Origin of the sequence: Enterobacter sp. Res13-Sevr-PEC09-46 (genome assembly GCF_015672585.1) — a bacterium.
Lineage (GTDB): Bacteria > Pseudomonadota > Gammaproteobacteria > Enterobacterales > Enterobacteriaceae > Enterobacter > Enterobacter hormaechei_C.
The window spans coordinates 31,658-48,040 of record NZ_JADABR010000015.1 but is presented as its reverse complement, the minus strand read 5'-3'; the positions used below and the strand labels follow the sequence as shown (position 1 = coordinate 48,040).

At 59.5% G+C, this 16,383-nt stretch carries 14 protein-coding genes; 8 read left to right on the top strand and 6 right to left on the bottom strand.

Annotated features, from left to right (window positions below):
* The first annotated feature begins 86 nt into the window (after window positions 1–86).
* The 6 genes from fdrA to IMQ56_RS08190 all read left to right on the top strand — a co-directional run bounded on the left by fdrA (window position 87) and on the right by IMQ56_RS08190 (window position 7,826).
* Window positions 87–1,628, top strand: a complete 1,542-nt coding sequence (fdrA, locus tag IMQ56_RS08215; RefSeq protein WP_196063842.1) for an acyl-CoA synthetase FdrA — start codon at window positions 87–89, stop codon at window positions 1,626–1,628.
* Window positions 1,628–3,043: a DUF1116 domain-containing protein gene (locus tag IMQ56_RS08210; protein ID WP_017382764.1), complete on the top strand. Its 1,416-nt coding sequence runs from the start codon at window positions 1,628–1,630 to the stop codon at window positions 3,041–3,043. Before fdrA ends, IMQ56_RS08210 begins: the two co-directional genes overlap by 1 nt.
* Window positions 3,044–3,054: 11 nt before the next feature.
* On the top strand, window positions 3,055–4,635 hold the full coding sequence (locus IMQ56_RS08205; protein ID WP_017382763.1) for a hypothetical protein: 1,581 nt from the start codon (window positions 3,055–3,057) through the stop codon (window positions 4,633–4,635).
* Window positions 4,632–5,588: a carbamate kinase family protein gene (locus IMQ56_RS08200; protein WP_017382762.1), complete on the top strand. Its 957-nt coding sequence runs from the start codon at window positions 4,632–4,634 to the stop codon at window positions 5,586–5,588. The genes IMQ56_RS08205 and IMQ56_RS08200 overlap by 4 nt, the downstream gene beginning before the upstream one ends.
* A 1-nt stretch (window position 5,589) precedes the next feature.
* Entirely contained in the window at window positions 5,590–6,969 is a 1,380-nt protein-coding gene (locus IMQ56_RS08195; RefSeq protein ID WP_196063841.1) for an amidohydrolase family protein, read from the top strand.
* 125 nt (window positions 6,970–7,094) lie between these two features.
* Window positions 7,095–7,826 carry a methyltransferase domain-containing protein gene (locus tag IMQ56_RS08190; RefSeq protein ID WP_017382760.1) on the top strand — a complete coding sequence of 244 codons (732 nt, stop codon included), beginning with the start codon at window positions 7,095–7,097 and terminating at the stop codon, window positions 7,824–7,826.
* Here the strand turns inward: IMQ56_RS08190 and IMQ56_RS08185 are convergent.
* The gene (locus tag IMQ56_RS08185) at window positions 7,823–8,425 is read right to left on the bottom strand and encodes a short chain dehydrogenase (RefSeq protein ID WP_017382759.1); all 603 of its coding nucleotides are present in this window, start codon (window positions 8,423–8,425) and stop codon (window positions 7,823–7,825) included. The genes IMQ56_RS08190 and IMQ56_RS08185 overlap by 4 nt on opposite strands.
* 97 nt (window positions 8,426–8,522) lie before the next feature.
* On the opposite strand from IMQ56_RS08185, the gene IMQ56_RS08180 reads away from it, so the two are divergent.
* Both IMQ56_RS08180 and IMQ56_RS08175 read left to right on the top strand, forming a co-directional pair.
* The gene (locus IMQ56_RS08180) at window positions 8,523–9,410 is read left to right on the top strand and encodes a LysR family transcriptional regulator (RefSeq protein ID WP_196063840.1); all 888 of its coding nucleotides are present in this window, start codon (window positions 8,523–8,525) and stop codon (window positions 9,408–9,410) included.
* Between the two features lie 20 nt (window positions 9,411–9,430).
* Window positions 9,431–10,612 carry a PLP-dependent aminotransferase family protein gene (locus tag IMQ56_RS08175; RefSeq protein ID WP_017382758.1) on the top strand — a complete coding sequence of 394 codons (1,182 nt, stop codon included), beginning with the start codon at window positions 9,431–9,433 and terminating at the stop codon, window positions 10,610–10,612.
* A 26-nt stretch (window positions 10,613–10,638) separates the two neighbouring features.
* Here the strand turns inward: IMQ56_RS08175 and IMQ56_RS08170 are convergent, their stop codons facing one another.
* The 5 genes from IMQ56_RS08170 to IMQ56_RS08150 all read right to left on the bottom strand — a co-directional run bounded on the left by IMQ56_RS08170 (window position 10,639) and on the right by IMQ56_RS08150 (window position 16,337).
* A complete protein-coding gene (locus IMQ56_RS08170) occupies window positions 10,639–11,004 on the bottom strand; it encodes a HigA family addiction module antitoxin (protein WP_015571639.1) in 366 nt (121 codons plus the stop codon).
* A gap of 10 nt (window positions 11,005–11,014) precedes the next feature.
* Window positions 11,015–11,314 (bottom strand): type II toxin-antitoxin system RelE/ParE family toxin, encoded by a 300-nt coding sequence (locus IMQ56_RS08165; protein ID WP_015571638.1) that lies wholly within the window; start codon window positions 11,312–11,314, stop codon window positions 11,015–11,017.
* 250 nt (window positions 11,315–11,564) lie between these two features.
* A complete protein-coding gene (locus tag IMQ56_RS08160; protein WP_017382757.1) occupies window positions 11,565–12,764 on the bottom strand; it encodes an HlyD family efflux transporter periplasmic adaptor subunit in 1,200 nt (399 codons plus the stop codon).
* Window positions 12,745–14,937 (bottom strand): type I secretion system permease/ATPase, encoded by a 2,193-nt coding sequence (locus tag IMQ56_RS08155; RefSeq protein ID WP_045328302.1) that lies wholly within the window; start codon window positions 14,935–14,937, stop codon window positions 12,745–12,747. The genes IMQ56_RS08160 and IMQ56_RS08155 overlap by 20 nt, the downstream gene beginning before the upstream one ends.
* Window positions 14,934–16,337 (bottom strand): TolC family outer membrane protein, encoded by a 1,404-nt coding sequence (locus IMQ56_RS08150; protein ID WP_023304292.1) that lies wholly within the window; start codon window positions 16,335–16,337, stop codon window positions 14,934–14,936. The genes IMQ56_RS08155 and IMQ56_RS08150 overlap by 4 nt, the downstream gene beginning before the upstream one ends.
* Window positions 16,338–16,383 lie beyond the last annotated feature (46 nt).

Genomic DNA, 16,383 nt, shown 5'->3' with positions numbered 1-16,383 from the left:
GGCTGGCCGTTAATCAATAAACGCATTGTTACCGACGTGCATTTAGCACGACGGCGGCCCCCTTTTATCTTAAACAGGTGAAAATAATGCCAACCAAAATCGTCATAAAAAAGAATACGTATTTCGATTCGGTTTCCTTAATGTCGGTTTCCACCAAAGCCAATAAATTGCCGGGCGTCGAGCAGGCGTTTGTGGCGATGGCGACGGAAATGAACAAAGGCGTATTAAAAAACCTCGGGCTATTAACGCCGGAATTAGCGGACGCGAAAAACGGCGACCTGATGATCGTGATTAAAGGCGACGCGGCGAATGAGGAAACCCTCGGCGCCATTGAAGCGTTATTCACGCATAAAGAGCGCACGGGCTCCCATGAAGCACGCTACGCGACGATTGCCAGCGCCAAAACCCATCGTCCGGACAGCAACCTTGCGGTGATTTCCGTCAACGGCACCTTCGCCGCCCGGGAAGCGCGCCAGGCGCTGGAAAACGATCTTAACGTGATGCTGTTCTCCGATAACGTCTCGCTCGACGACGAGCTGGCGCTGAAGCAGCTGGCGCATGAAAAGGGTCTGCTGATGATGGGGCCAGACTGCGGCACCGCCATTATCAACGGTGCGGGGCTGTGCTTCGCCAACGCGGTGCGTCGCGGGCCGATTGGCATCGTTGGCGCCTCCGGCACCGGCAGCCAGGAGCTGAGCGTGCGCATTCATGAGTTCGGCGGCGGCGTGTCGCAGCTGATCGGCACCGGCGGACGCGATCTCAGCGAGAAGATCGGCGGCCTGATGATGCTCGATGCCATCGACATGCTGGAGGCTGACGACGCGACCCGGGTGATAGCGCTCATCTCCAAACCGCCTGCACCCGCGGTGGCTGAGAAAGTACTGGCCCGGGCACGCGCCTGCCGCAAGCCTGTGGTTGTGTGCTTCCTGGGCCGCAACGAACCGCCAGCCGATGAAGACGGTTTACAGTTTGCTCGTGGCACCAAAGAGGCGGCCCTGAAAGCGGTGCTGCTTACCGGCATTAAAAAAGACGACCTGGATTTACATCCGCTCAACTGGCCGCTGATCGAAGAGGTACGCGCTCGCCTGACGCCGCAGCAGAAGTACATTCGCGGCCTGTTCTGCGGCGGCACCCTGTGCGACGAAGCGATGTTTGCCGCGCTGGAGAAGTTTGACGATGTTTACAGCAACATCCAGCCGGACCCGGCCAGGCGTTTGAAAGATATCAGCGTCAGCCAGGCCCACACCTTCCTTGATTTCGGTGACGATGACTTCACCAACGGCAAACCACACCCGATGATCGACCCGACCAACCGCATCAGCCGCCTGCTACAGGAGGCGCGCGATCCGCAGGTGGGGGTGATCGTGATGGATTTCGTGCTCGGCTTTGGCGCGCATGACGATCCGGTGGGGGTGATGATCGAGGCGATCAAAGAGGCACAGGCGATCGCAAAAGCCGACAACCGTCCGCTGGAAATTCTCGGCTACGTGCTCGGCACCGATCAGGATCCGCAGTCGCTGGCGCAGCAGTGCCAGCTGCTGACTGACGCAGGCGTCATCTGGGCCAGCAGCAGCACCAATACCGGATTACTGGCACGCGAATTTGTCTGCAAAGGGGAGAGAGCATAATGACGACCTTATTCAACCAGCCGCTGAACGTGATTAACGTCGGGATTGCGATGTTCAGCGACGACCTCAAAAAACAGCACGTTCCCGTGACCCAGCTCGACTGGACGCCGCCGGGGCAGGGCAATATGCAGGTGGTGGACGCGCTGGATCGGCTGGCGGAAAAACCGCTGGCGGAGAAAATTGCCGCCGCGAACAAAATTGCCCTTGAGCGGATTATTCAGTCCCATCCGGTGCTGGTGGGCTATGACCAGGCCATCAACGTGGTGCCGGGCATGACCCGCACCACCATTCTGCACGCCGGTCCGCCTGTTACCTGGGAGAACATGTGCGGGGCAATGAAGGGTGCGGTCACCGGGGCGCTGGTGTTTGAAGGGCTGGCGACGGATCTGGACGATGCGGCAAGGATCGCCGCCTCCGGAGATATTACGTTCTCGCCTTGCCACGAGCATGACTGCGTGGGCTCGATGGCGGGCGTCACCTCCGCGTCGATGTTTATGCACATCGTTGAGAACAAAACCTACGGCAACCGCGCCTTCACCAACCTCAGCGAGCAGATGGCGAAGATCCTGCGCATGGGGGCTAACGACCAGAGCGTGATCGAGCGCCTGAACTGGATGCGCGACGTGCTCGGCCCGATGCTGCGCGACGCGATGAAGATTATCGGCGAAATCGACCTGCGCCTGATGCTGGCCCAGGCGCTGCACATGGGCGACGAGTGCCACAACCGCAACAACGCGGGCACCACGCTGCTTATTCAGGCGCTGACGCCGGGGCTGATCCAGGCGGGCTATCCGGTGGCGCAGCAGCGTGAAGTGTTCGAGTTTGTCGCCAGCAGCGACTACTTCTCCGGTCCGACGTGGATGGCGATGTGTAAGGCCGCGCTGGATGCCGCCCACGGCATTGAGTACAGCACCGTCGTCACCACCATGGCGCGCAACGGCTACGAGTTCGGCCTGCGCGTTTCCGGCCTGCCGGGGCAGTGGTTCACCGGCCCGGCGCAGCAGGTGATCGGCCCGATGTTCGCGGGCTATAAGCCGGAAGACTCCGGGCTGGATATCGGCGACAGCGCGATTACCGAAACCTACGGCATCGGCGGCTTTGCAATGGCGACGGCCCCGGCCATCGTTGCGCTGGTGGGCGGCACGGTGGAGGAAGCCATCGATTTTTCTCGCCAGATGCGCGAAATCACCCTCGGCGAAAACCCGAACGTCACCATTCCGCTGCTGTCGTTTATGGGCATCCCGACCGCCATCGACATCATGAAGGTCGCGGGCAGCGGCATTCTGCCGGTCATTAATACCGCCATTGCCCACAAGGACGCCGGGATCGGCATGATTGGGGCGGGCATCGTTCACCCGCCGTTTAGCTGTTTTGAAAAGGCGCTGTTAACCTTCCGCGATCGCTACGTTCTATAAGGTATGCATCCATGAAAAACATGAAACTGGAGTGGAAAAGAGGTGACTGGGCAGCTTATTTCGGGTTGATGACCAACAACCTGACCAATTTGCTGACCATGATGGGGCTGCTCATTTTTGTCGTCGGCATCCCGAAGGAGATTGTTTATGGACGCATCGCGCCAGCCTTCGGGCTGGCGGTGCTGGTGGCGAGTCTTTGCTATACGTGGTTTGGCCTGCAAATGGCGCGCGCCACCGGACGAACGGACGTCACCGCGCTGCCGTCCGGCCCAAGCGCGCCGTCGATTTTTACCGTGACCTTCCTGGTCTTAATGCCGGTTTACCAGCAAACCGGCGATGCGGATTTCGCGATTCAGATTGGCCTGGTGTGGTGCTTTGTGGAAGCGATGATCCTCGCGGGCGGTTCCTTCCTGGGGGAAACCATCCGCAAGATGATCCCGCGTACCGTGCTGCTGTCGTGCCTGTCCGGTCTTGGCCTGCTGCTGCTGGCGATGAACCCGATGTTGCAGGCGTTCGAAGCGCCGACCGTGTCGTTTATCGTCCTGCTGCTGATCTTCATTAACTGGTTCGGTAAAAAGCCGATTTTTGCCAAAATCCCGACCGGCCTGCTGCTGTTAATTGCCGGTACTCTGCTTGCGTGGATCTCCGGCCTGCAAAGCCCGGATGCCATTAAAACGTCCATGTCATCATTCGGCTTTAACCCGCCAGAAGTGCACGTGGACAGCTTCATGCAGGGACTGCCGCACGCGCTGCCGTATCTGGCGTCCGCCGTACCGCTGGGGCTGGCGAACTACATCTTTGACCTGGAGAACATCGAAAGCGCCCACGCGGCGGGGGATGAATACCCGACCCGCAAGGTAATGCTGGCGAACGGTCTGGCCTCGATGCTCGGCTGCCTGATGGGCAATCCGTTCCCGGTCACGGTCTACGTCGGCCATCCTGGCTGGAAAGCGATGGGCGCCAGCATCGGCTACACCCTGGCGTCCGGCGTGACCATGTTCATCGTGCCGCTGTTCGGGCTGGGGGCCTTTATGCTCGCCATCATACCGATGACCGCCATCGTGCCGATTCTGGTGTTTATCGGCGTCGTCACCGCCAACCAGGTGGTGAGGGAGACCCCGAAAGTGGAGGTGCCCGTCATCTTCATCTGCCTGTTCCCGTGGATCGCCAACTGGGCGCTGACCATGATGAACAGCGTGATGAGCGCGGCGGGGACCAGCGCGGCGAAAATCGGCACCGACGTGCTGCACAGCAAGGGGATCTACTACGAAGGCCTGATGCATCTCGGCAACGGCGCGCCGCTCGCCAGCATGCTCTGGGGCTGTATCGCCATTTTCGCCATCCTCAACAAACCGCTGCGTGGGGCCGTCGCGGCGGCCGGTGGAGCGCTGCTGGCGCTGTTTGGGGTGATCCACGCGCCGGTGGTGGGCTTTGCCGAGGGCAGTTCCCTGATGTTCGTCACGGCCTACCTGATGATGGGCGGGATGTTTGTGGTGAAGCATGTGCTGGATACCTCTGTTAATCCCCCTCTCCCTGTGGGAGAGGGCCGGGATGAGGGCACCAGAACGCACCTTCTAAAGGAAACAAAATGAAAGAGCTTATGGTCGTCGCCATCGGCGGCAACAGCATTATCAAAGACAACGCCAGCCAGTCGATTGAGCATCAGGCGCAGGCGGTCAAAGCGGTGGCTGAGTCGGTGCTCGAAATGCTGGCCTCGGACTATGACATCGTGCTCACCCACGGCAATGGCCCCCAGGTGGGGCTGGATCTGCGCCGCGCCGAAATCGCCCACGAGCGGGAAGGGCTGCCGCTGACCCCGCTGGCAAACTGCGTGGCGGATACCCAGGGCGGGATCGGCTACCTGATCCAGCAGGCGCTCAACAACCGCCTGGCGGCGCGCGGGGAACAAAAAGCGGTCACGGTCGTCACCCAGGTGGAGGTGGATAAAAACGATCCTGGCTTTACGCACCCGACAAAACCCATCGGCGCGTTCTTCAGCGAGGCGCAGCGCGACGAACTGCAACTTGCGCACCCGGACTGGCATTTTGTTGAGGATTCAGGCCGGGGGTATCGCCGCGTGGTGGCTTCACCGCAGCCGCGGCGCATCGTTGAGTCGGATGCCATCAAGGCGCTGACGCAGAAAGGATTTGTGGTGATCGGCGCGGGCGGCGGAGGCATTCCTGTGGTGCGCAGTGAACAGGGCGATTACCAGAGCGTGGACGCGGTGATAGATAAAGATCTCTCCACCGCGCTGCTGGCGCGCGAGATCCGCGCCGACGTGCTGGTGATCACCACCGGCGTGGAGAAAGTGTGCATCCACTTCGGCAAGCCAAACCAGCAGGCGCTGAGCACGGTGAACGTGGCGCAGATGACGCGCTACATGGAAGAAGGGCATTTTCCGGCTGGCAGCATGTTGCCGAAAATCGTCGCCTCGCTGGAATTTTTACGCCATGGCGGCAGGAGGGTAATCATTACCTCGCCGGACTGCCTGCCCGCGGCGCTGCGCGGTGAAACGGGTACCCACATTATTAATGAAGGAAGATAAGATGAGTGAGAATAAAAGCCGCCGCGAGTTTATCAGCCAGAGCGGCAAAATGGTTACCGCCTGCGCGCTGTTTGGCGCCACGGGTTCCGTCGCGTATGCTGCCGATTCAGCAAAGGCAACCTGCGAGACGGGTAAACCGATGAACATCACCGCAAAACATTACTATCTCGACAACGTGCTGCTGGAAGCCGGGTTTAACTTCGACGGCAGCGTGGCGACAAGTACCCGCACCGAGCTGAAAACGCTGGAAATCAAAGACGGGAAAATCTTCGCCCTGCGCGACAACAACAGCCACGCGGACGCGACCCTGCCGCACTTCGACGCGGGCAAAAAGCTGATGCTCCCGGCGATGCGCGACATGCACATCCATCTGGATAAAACCTTCTACGGCGGCCCGTGGCGCTCCCTGAACCGTCCGGCGGGCACCACCATTCAGGACATGATCCGCCTGGAGCAGAAGCTGCTGCCGGAGTTACAGCCCTACACGCAAGAACGCGCCGAAAAGCTGATCGACCTGCTCCAGTCCAAAGGGTCCACCATCGCCCGCAGCCACTGCAACATAGAGCCGGTTTCCGGCCTGAAAAACCTGGAAAATTTGCAGGCGGTACTGGCGCGCCGAAGCCCAGGTTTTGACTGTGAAATCGTTGCCTTCCCGCAGCACGGCCTGCTGCTGTCTCATTCTGAAAAGCTGATGCGCGAGGCGATGCAGGCGGGGGCGCATTACGTGGGCGGGCTAGACCCGACCAACGTCGACGGCGCGATGGAGAAATCCCTCGACACCATGTTCCAGATTGCGCTGGATTATGACAAAGGGGTGGATATCCATCTGCATGAAACCAGCCCGGCGGGCGTGGCGGCGGTGAACTACATGGTCGAAACCGTGGAGAAAACGCCGGCGCTGAAGGGGAAGCTGACCATCAGCCACGCCTTCGCCCTGGCGACGCTTAACGAGCAAGAGGTGGATGAGATCGCCACCCGCATGGCGGCACAACAGGTGACCATCGCCTCCACCGTGCCGATTGGCACTCTGCACATGCCGCTGAAGCAGCTGCGTGATAAAGGCGTGTTTGTCATGACCGGTACCGACAGCGTGATCGACCACTGGTCGCCGTACGGTCTGGGGGACATACTGGAGAAAGCCAACCTCTATGCACAGCTCTATATTCGCCCGAATGAGCAGACGCTTTCGCGCGCGCTAGGCATCGCCACCGGCGACGTGCTGCCGCTAAACGATAAAGGTGAGCGCGTGTGGCCGAAAGCGCAGGATGACGCCAGCTTTGTGCTGGTGGATGCCTCCTGTTCCGCCGAGGCCGTGGCACGCATCTCTCCGCGTACCGCGACGTTCCATAAGGGGAATCTGGTCTGGGGCTCTGTGGGTTAATGTGGTGCCGGGTGGCGCTGCGCTTACCCGGCCTACGGTTCGGAGATTTTGTAGGTCGGGTAAGGCGAAGCCGCCACCCGACAATGCAGTATACTGCTATGCACATTCTTAAAGAGGGATCAGCCATGGCACAAAACATCTACGACAATCCGGCGTTTTTCGAAGGCTACGCTCAGCTTCCGCGCTCGGTGCAGGGGCTGGACGGCGCGCCGGAGTGGCCTGCGCTCAGGGCGATGCTGCCGGATTTAACCGGCAAATCGGTTATCGATCTCGGCTGCGGCTATGGTTGGTTCTGCCGCGCGGCGCGTGAGCTGGGCGCGTCTGACGTCACGGGCGTGGATATCTCCGAAAAGATGCTCGCTCGCGCAGTGGAGCTCACCGCCGATCCACAGATTCACTATCAGCGTAGCGATCTGGAGTCTCTCAAGCTCAACGAGAACAGCCTCGATCTGGTCTATAGCTCGCTGGCGCTGCACTATCTGCCGGAACTGAACACATTATTTGCCCACGTTCAGCGCGCGCTTAAACCCGGCGGTTGCCTGGTCTTCTCTATGGAGCACCCGATTTACACCTGCGCCTCCCGTCAGGGCTGGCTGACGGACAACAGCGGCGAGCGGTTCTGGGGCGTGAACCATTATCAGGACGAAAGCCAGCGCGTCAGCAACTGGCTGGCAGACGGGGTGATTAAATACCACCGTACGCTGGGCACCACGCTTAACGCGCTGATCAAGGCCGGATTAACAATAAGCGAAGTCAATGAGTGGGGACCAACGCAGGCGCAAATTGACGCCTGGCCCGCGCTGGCAGAAGAGGCAGAGCGCCCGATGCTGGTGCTGATCGCCGCCCGTAAGGCTTAATAACCGACTTTATACACCCGCCCGCTCTGCACCCCTTCGACGCTGCGGCGGTAAGCCTGCGCAACGGTCGCGGCGGGAACGCTTTCAAAGCCCGGGAAGAAGCCGTCGTACGCTTCGGCGGATTCGGTCAGCACCGTCGGGCTGATCAGATTAATGCGAATACCGCGCGGCAGTTCACAGGCCGCGGCGCGCACAAACCCTTCCAGCGCGGCGTTAACCGTGGTGGCATTCACGCCCTGGGCAATCGGCTCGTGCGCCACAATCCCGCTTATCAGCGTAATCGAGCCACCTTCGTTCAGGTAGTGCTGGCCGGTCAGCGCCAGACGAACCTGCCCCAGTAGCTTATCCTGCAAACCCTGGTTGAACTCGCCGTCGGTCATGGTTGAGAGCGGGCCGAAGTGCAACCCTCCGCTGGCGGAGACAATCGCATCCACCGGACCGATCTTTTTGAACAGCGCCTGCACGCTCGCCTGCGAGGTGATATCCACCTGATGATCGCCCTGCGTGCGACCCACGCGGATCACCTCGTGGCGACGGCTTAGCTCTTCTGTCACAGCACGACCGACGGTACCGCTGGCACCAATAATGACGATTTTCATAGAAGACTCCTTATGTTGTGAGCCTTCATTCTTTAATAAATAAAAATTCAGATAAACTGGGCTGATGTTAGAAGATTGCTAACCAGAGGTTCGTAATATGGATAAGCTTCGCGGCATGGAGACGTTCATCGCGGTGGTGGAAAGCGGCAGCTTTACCGGCGCGGCGGCCCGGCTGGAGATGTCGGCGGTAATGGTCGGGAAGTATATTGCGCAGCTGGAATCGCAGCTCGGTACGCGGCTGCTGGAGCGCAACACCCGTCGCCAGAGCCTGACGGATGCCGGACGCGTTTATTTCGAAGAGGCCAGGCGCGTGCTGGAGCAGGTCTCGATTGCTGAAAACGCGGTTGAGCGTCTGCGAGCCACGCCCGCCGGCACCCTGCGCGTGACGGCGCCTACCTCGTTTGGCGGCTGCGTTATCGCGCCTCTGACGGCCACGTTTTTGCAGTGTTACCCGGAAGTGCGCATCGAACTGGATCTCACCAACCGAATGGTGGATCTGGTAGAGGAAGGGGTCGATCTGGCCATTCGTATCGGTGAGATCCGTAATGAGGATCTGGTGGCGAAATATCTGTGTCCCTACAACATGGTGATCTGCGCCGCGCCGGATTATCTGGCGCGTCACGGTACGCCGCAAACGCCAGCCGATCTGGTGGATCACCTGTGCCTGTCGCACACGGTCTGGACGGCGCGTAACGAGTGGCGGCTGCCGGGAGTGGAAGGCGAAGTGCGCTGGAAGCGTGATGCCGTCTTACGATGCAATGACGGCTACGGCTTACGCATGGCGGCGCGAGCCGGGGCGGGACTCCTGCTGCAACCGGAAGTGCTGGTGGCGGAAGAGCTGGCGAGCGGCAGGCTGGTTCGGGTTCTGGAAGCGTTTACGCCCGCGCCGAGGCCGGTGCATTTACTGTGGCGTCAGGATTTGCGGCCGCTGCCTAAGCTAACGGAATTTATTGCCCATATTCTGCTAAGATTGGGCACAATATAAAAAAAGAAGGTAAGTAAAGAATGTCTGCAAACAAACTCGCCAGCAGCGCGCAGGGCCTGCAATCCTCTGCCATCCGTGAATTATTAAAACATAGCAAAATGGCAGGCGTGATTTCGCTGGGTGGCGGTATTCCAAATCCGGACCTGTTCGATCATGAGGGTTTAAAAATCGCTGCTGATGCCGTGCTGTCTCAGCATTTTGGCGAAGCGTTCCAGTATGGCCTGACGGAAGGCGTCCCGGGGCTGCGCGAAGAGATCCAACGCATCTGTGAAGGTCGCGGCATCGCCTGTAAAGCCGATGACGTGGTCATTACTTCCGGCTCGCAACAATCGCTTGACGTGCTGGCGCGGGCGTTAATTAACCCGGGCGATACGGTCGTCGTGGAGCGGCCTACCTACCTCGCCGCGTTGCAGGTCTTTGGCCTGGCGCAGGCGAATTTTGAATCCGTTGGCACCGACGGCGACGGCATGAAAGTGGATGAACTTGAAGCGCTGGTAGCCACCAAAACCATCAAAGCGGTTTATATCGTGCCAACCTTTGGTAACCCGGGCGGCGTGACGCTCTCCGAAGCGCGTCGTAAACAGCTGGTGGAATTATCGAAGCGCTATGACTTCGTGATTATCGAAGACGACCCGTACAGCGAGATCAACTACACCGACGAAGCGTTCCGCCCGCTGATTGCTCATGCCAAAGATATCGGCAATGAGGATAACGTGGTGTACACCTCCACCTTCTCTAAAATCCTCGCGCCGGGCACCCGCGTGGGCTGGGTGCTGGTGCCGGAGTGGCTGAAGCGCGCGGTGGTGAACCTCAAGCAAACCACCGATCTGCACACCAGCACGCTGTCGCAGCTGATGACGTACGAGTATCTGAAAACCGGTCGTCTGGCGAATCAGATTAAAATGATCCGCGAAGCCTATCGCCAGAAATACCAGACCTTTGCAACGGAACTGGAAGCGGAGCTGGGCGATGTGATGTCGTTCCACAAGCCAAAGGGCGGCATGTTCCTGTGGGCGAAAATGAACAACGGCATCAATACGACGAAATGGCTGGAAAAAACGTTGAGCAACGGCGTCGTGTTTGTGCCGGGTGAGTTCTTCTACTGCAACGAGCCGGACCATACCACGCTGCGCATGTCTTTCGTTACCCCAACGGATGAGCAGCTTAAAGAAGCGGTTCGACGCCTCAAAATTTCCCTGTAACAGGATGCGCATAATGGCAGATGCCGTTATGCGCTGTTCCCGTGCAGGGTAACGTCTGGCTTGCCGGATTTTCGCTTCGCCATGACTTCCGCAACGGTTTTTATCCGGCTTAACTCCTCCTGCGTGCGGGAGTTAGATTGCGCTTCCCAGATATCAACGTTTAGCTGTAAGTTCAGCCAAAATTCAATAGTGGTATTAAAGGCTTTTGCCAGTTTGATCGCCATATCGGCAGTAAGTTTGCGATTGTTATTGACCAACGCGCTTACGGTATTGCGGTGTACATTTAGCATCTCTGCCAGATCGTTGATTTTCAGATTGAGCGGTTCAAGATACTCATACTGCAACACCTCGCCCGGCGTGGTGGGTTTGCGGAGTGCCTGTTGAAGTGTCATAGGTGATGCCTCACTTGTGTTGCGTGTACTTGTGTGGAGAGAGATAGAGATCGTCTGCTTTTCCCTCTGACCAGCGAAATACAAGCCTGTATTGTCTGTTTACCCGGATAGAGGAATATCCCTTCAACGGAGGACTCAATGCTTCATACATATTGCCCGGTGGCGATCGTAAATCCAGGTGCGACATGGCCGCATTGATGATGTCGAGCTTTCTTGCAAGCGCTGTTTCCAGATTCAAAGGAATAACATTGCTCGATCTCCCGTAGAGAAAAAAATCCTCAAGCCATTGATCCCGAAAATGATTAATCATAATGCTGGTAAGCTCCAGTCCTTGAAGCTGAGTGGATAGTAATGCACTCCTGCACTGTGCGCAAGTGCGTTTTGTCTGCGAGTAATATTACCCTGGTCATGGCTGAAGGGAAGTGTGATGCATGACTAAAGGTTAATTCTTCGAGGCGGATTCCACGTCTTGCGTGCGGATTAATGCCCGGCGGCGCTGCGCTTGCGCGGGCCTGCGAGAATGTAGGCCGGGTAAGGCGCAGCCGCCACCCGGCGTTTGACTACCGCTCCCTCAGCGCCTCCTTCGCCCGGTTAAACGGTTTGATCATATAATCCAGCACCGTTTTCTCCCCGGTCTTAATATCCACCGTCGCTATCATCCCCGGCACGATCGAGAAATGCCTGCCCGCCTTATTCACCAGATAATCCTGGCTGGTACGGATAAACACCCGGTAATAGAACACCTCCGGCTTCGCTTCGTCCTGAATAGTGTCCGGCGAAATGGTCTCCACCACCCCGTGTAGCCCACCGTAAATCGCGTAATCGTAGGCGGTGATTTTCACCAGCGCCTCCTGATTAGGGTGGATAAAGGCGATATCCCGCGGCGAGAGGCGGGTTTCAATCAGCAGGTGATCGTCCACCGGCACAATTTCCATCAGCTCACCGTTGGGCGGGATCACACCGCCAATCGTTGTCACTTTGATGTTTTTCACGATCCCGCGCACCGGAGACTTCACCGTCAGACGGGTAACGGAATCCTCGCGGCCTTTCAGGATCGCTGACACCATATCCACCTCGGCGTTGGCCTTCGACAGCGCTTCACGGGCCTGCACGTAATACTGGGAACGCACGTCGGTGAGCTTCAGCTCCAGGTCGCTTTTCTGCCGTTGCAGGCGCAGCACTTCCACGTGGCTGGCGGCCCCGGTTTTCACCAGCCGCTGGGTGATCGCCAGCTCTTTGTTCGCGAGATCTAACGCGGCGCGCAACTCCCGCTGGGTATCCTCAAGCTGGGCGCGGCGCGAGTTGTAGAGCCGCGTTTCAGCGGCGGTCAGGTCGGTCCATTTCGCCAGGGACGGCGGGAATTTGAGCGGCAGATCGTTCACCTCGGCATACAGACGCGCGCTGGAGGCCAGCGATGCCCGGTAACGCGCCGCGCTTTCGCCGACGTTGGATTCCGAGCGGGTAGGATCCAGCCGCGCCAGCACCTGTCCGGCCTGCACCTGATCCCCTTCGTGCACGTTCAGCTCGGTGAGGATGCCCCCATCCAGCGACTGCAATACCTGCTCGCGTGAACTGGGGATCACTTTCCCGGTGCCGGTTGAGACTTCGTCCAGCACCCCGAACCACGCCCAGACGCCAAGCACCACAAACATCAGCAGGGAGAAGAAAACAATGCGCCGGGCACCGGTATAACCGCTTTCGGAGTCGAGCGCGTTATCCAGATCTTCTACTGCGGCAACGTCACGCTGACTGATTTTCATTTTTCCACTCCCGTCCGGTTGCCTGCTGCTGTTGCTGCATTCGGCTGTTGTTCAGCGCCTGGGCTTTTGGCGCGTCCATCACCAGCATGCCATCTTTGAGTACCACCACGCGCTCCACCAACTCCAGCACCGGCACGCGGTGGGTCGCGACAATCAGCGTGCGGTTGCCAAGCCACGCTCCGAGGCGCTGAATAAATTCCCGCTCGGTATGCTCATCAAGGGAAGCGGTCGGTTCATCCATCAGCACGATATTCGGATCGCGCAGTAGCATCCGTGCCAGCAGGATGGACTGCCGCTGCCCGCCGGACAGCCCGACACCGTTCTCCATAATCGGGTAATCCAGCCCCTTCGGCAGCTTCTGCACAAAGCTGGCCGCGCCGCACATCTCCAGCACCTCGAAGATCTCTTTATCGGTGGCGCGCGGCATGCCGAGCGTGATGTTCTCGCGCAGGGTGCCGTAAAACAGCCGGGCGTTCTGGGTCATAAAGCCGACGTTTCGCCGCACGTCAGCCACGTCCAGATGCGGCAGGCTGAGGTTGTCGAGCCGCAGTTCACCGCCCGCCAGATCCATCCCGCCCGCCATCGCCTGCAACAGGGTTGATTTGCCCGCGCCGTTGCGCCCGAGGATCGCCACTTTCTCGCCCGCTTTGATCTCCAGACGGTTAATGCGCAGCGCCATGCGCGGATCTTCCGGGTGATAGCGGAACTGCGCCTGCTCGAACAGGTAATGTCCGCGCAGCACGTCCTGACGGATCGGCGTCTCTTCGCGCTGATTCTCGGTCGGCAGCTGCATAATGCTGTCCAGCCCCTCTTTGGCCGCCTTCACCTGCTGCCAGCGGGCCAGCACGCCGCACAGCGTCGCCATCGGGGCGATCATCCGTGAGGCGAGCATTGAGGCGGCCACCACTGAACCGGTGGTTAAGGTGCCGTCGATCACCATCGGCGCGCCCACCACGATCACCCCGGCATACACCAGGCTCTGAATGGTCATCCCCCAGTTGATCAGGTTCTGCGTCAGCTCGCGGGTGCGCAGGCCGGATTCGGCGGTGATCTGGATATAGCTGTTCCACTGCTGCAAAAAGCGGTTCTCCGCCTGCATCAGCTTGATGTCCTCCAGCCCCTGCACGCTCTCCACCAGCACCGCGTTGCGCAGGGTCGATTCATGCGCCGACTGCTTCGCCAGCTCCGCCAGCTTCTTTTGCAGCAGCAGGCCGGGCAGGACCATGATCACCGCCGCCACCGGGGCGATCCACGCCAGCTGCGGGGCGATGATCGCCAGCACAATCACAAACAGGATAAAAAACGGCAGATCGACGATGGTGGAGATGGTGGAGGAGGTGACCATCTCGCGGATCTGCTCCAGCTCGCGCAGCTGGGAGATAAAGCTGCCGGTGGATCGCGGAATGGCGCTGTGGCGCAGCCGCAGCGCGTGGCCGAACACCCGATCCGAGACGCGCAGATCCGAGCGTTTACCCAGCAGATCCATAATGTGTCCGCGCGCCACGCGCAGCACAAAGCCAAACAGCGTGGCGATCAGCACCCCGATGGTCAGCACATAGAGCGTCGGATAGGACTGGGCGGGGATCACCCGGTCATACACCTGCATGGAAAAGACGATGCCCGAGAGGGAGAGCACGTTAATGAACAGTGCAGCCAGCATCACCCAGCTGTAAGGGCGAAGGTCGCGCATCACCAGCCGGTAGAGCCAGTCCGGGCGGTATTTTGAGATATAGGCATCCACGCGGCTGTCCTTCAGCGCCGCCAGCGGACGCAGGGCGATGACGTGGCGGATGGCAGGCAGCATCGCGCTCATCGACAGGCGGTTGGTGTGCGTGCTGTCGTCGAAAAAGCTGACCTCAAGCGTATCCTCGCCGTCGAAATTGTCGATCACGCCGATTTTACCGTCGTTCAGCTCCACCACCACCGGCAGACGCCAGCTGTTGATGGCGTGCTGATCGGCCGTCAGCAGCTGGAATGTCAGCCCGGCTTCACGGGCGAGCTGCGTCAGCGCGGGCACCATCGGTTTGCCTTTCAGCCACGGCGCGCCGGCGATCAGCGAGCCTGGCGAGCAGGCAACGCGATAGCGCGTCGCCACATAGCCAAACGCCTGCGCCCACTGCTCCAGCGCCTCATCCGTCATATTTTCACCCTGCGGAATATCGCGTTGCTTCATGGCTGGATCTCCACGGTCTGGATGGTGCGGTTTTCAAGATCGAACGCGTGACGCAGGCGCCCGGTGTTGTACAGACAGTTGAGCTGAAGCTGATGCAGCTGTCCGGCGGTTTGCTGTTGGGTAAAGCGCGCCTGATACACCTCCTGCTCGGCGTTGAGCACGTCGAGCAGCGGGCGGGAACCAAGATCGAGATACTGCTGCTGATACAGCTCGCGGGTGCGGGCGCTGAGCGCTTCCTGACGGCCCTGGATCTGAAGCGTGCTCATCAGGCTCATCACCTGGCTGCGCGCTTCCAGCAGTTTTTGCCGCACCTCAAGACGGGTGCGCTGGATGGTGGACTGGGCGGATTCCACCGCGTGTCCGGCAGCGTTACGCCGGGCGGTGAGGCCGCCGCCCTGATAGAGCGGCATCTGCACTTTTACCCACGCGGAGTACTGGGTGCGGTCCCGCGTTTCGTTGCCGGCGTAGCGGTCGTTCAGGTAGTGACGAACTTCCGGCTCCAGCGAAACGGTAGGGGTCATTTGCGCGTTGGCATAGTCGAGATTAGCCTGCGCGACGTTGGCCTGCGCCCAGGCCGCTAATACCGAGGGCACCAGACGATCGTCCGGCTCGGCGATGTCGCAGCTGCGGGCCAGGCTCTGCGGAAAGTCATTGCTGACCTCGTTCAGGCTGTCCCAGCCCAGCAGGCTCATCAGCGTGGCGCGCGAGCTGTCGAGGCTGGCCTGATACTGCATCAGCTGCGCACGCGCCCCTTCGATGCGGGCGTCGGTCTGCACCACGTCAGAGAGTGACGTTGCGCCTTCATCATTACGTTGTTTCGTCAGGGTGCCGATGGAGGACAGGGCATCCAGCTGTTCTTTGGCGGTCTCGACCATCTGCTGCCAGGTCTGCACCTGCACCATGGCGATGGCGGTATCGTGGGCGATGGTGTCGATGCTCACCAGCACGTTGGCCTGCTGCTGGGCGACGCCCGCGTTTTCCGCGCGTACCTGGCTTGCGACTTTGCCGAAGTCGTAAAGCATTTGCGAAAGAGAAAGCACCAGCGAAGGGGTAAAGCCATTATCGTCACCGTCGTGGCTATAGCCGTTATCCATGCCGGCGTTAATTTGCGGATAATATTTCGATTTGGCGACGTCCACATTTTCGCTCTGCTGATAAAGTTTGCCGACGGCTTCACTGATGGCCGGATGCCAGGTCACGGCGCGGTTAACCGCTTCATTCAGCTGTAGCGTGCCGGGGGCGGCTTTGCTGGCTACGGGCGCCACGCGACCATTTAAAGAGGGGAGTTCCTGCGTTTCGCTTAATTGTCCGGTATTAATCATCGCCGCAGGGTTTGCCGCGATAGCGGGCACAGATATCAGGCAGCACGAGAGCCACCAGTAAGGCATCTTCTTTCCCATGTCTTGTCCCTAATAAAAAAGTACTGCTTTTTTGTTTATGCCCGGG

Excerpts from the sequence above, each read along its gene's own strand:
- fdrA (WP_196063842.1), top strand. The coding sequence starts at position 87 with ATGCCAACCAAAATCGTCATAAAAAAGAATACGTATTTCGATTCGGTT.
- IMQ56_RS08210 (WP_017382764.1), top strand. The coding sequence starts at position 1,628 with ATGACGACCTTATTCAACCAGCCGCTGAACGTGATTAACGTCGGGATT.
- IMQ56_RS08205 (WP_017382763.1), top strand. The coding sequence starts at position 3,055 with ATGAAAAACATGAAACTGGAGTGGAAAAGAGGTGACTGGGCAGCTTAT.
- IMQ56_RS08200 (WP_017382762.1), top strand. The coding sequence starts at position 4,632 with ATGAAAGAGCTTATGGTCGTCGCCATCGGCGGCAACAGCATTATCAAA.
- IMQ56_RS08195 (WP_196063841.1), top strand. The coding sequence starts at position 5,590 with ATGAGTGAGAATAAAAGCCGCCGCGAGTTTATCAGCCAGAGCGGCAAA.
- IMQ56_RS08190 (WP_017382760.1), top strand. The coding sequence starts at position 7,095 with ATGGCACAAAACATCTACGACAATCCGGCGTTTTTCGAAGGCTACGCT.
- IMQ56_RS08185 (WP_017382759.1), bottom strand. The coding sequence starts at position 8,425 with ATGAAAATCGTCATTATTGGTGCCAGCGGTACCGTCGGTCGTGCTGTG.
- IMQ56_RS08180 (WP_196063840.1), top strand. The coding sequence starts at position 8,523 with ATGGATAAGCTTCGCGGCATGGAGACGTTCATCGCGGTGGTGGAAAGC.
- IMQ56_RS08175 (WP_017382758.1), top strand. The coding sequence starts at position 9,431 with ATGTCTGCAAACAAACTCGCCAGCAGCGCGCAGGGCCTGCAATCCTCT.
- IMQ56_RS08170 (WP_015571639.1), bottom strand. The coding sequence starts at position 11,004 with ATGACACTTCAACAGGCACTCCGCAAACCCACCACGCCGGGCGAGGTG.
- IMQ56_RS08165 (WP_015571638.1), bottom strand. The coding sequence starts at position 11,314 with ATGATTAATCATTTTCGGGATCAATGGCTTGAGGATTTTTTTCTCTAC.
- IMQ56_RS08160 (WP_017382757.1), bottom strand. The coding sequence starts at position 12,764 with ATGAAAATCAGTCAGCGTGACGTTGCCGCAGTAGAAGATCTGGATAAC.
- IMQ56_RS08155 (WP_045328302.1), bottom strand. The coding sequence starts at position 14,937 with ATGAAGCAACGCGATATTCCGCAGGGTGAAAATATGACGGATGAGGCG.
- IMQ56_RS08150 (WP_023304292.1), bottom strand. The coding sequence starts at position 16,337 with ATGGGAAAGAAGATGCCTTACTGGTGGCTCTCGTGCTGCCTGATATCT.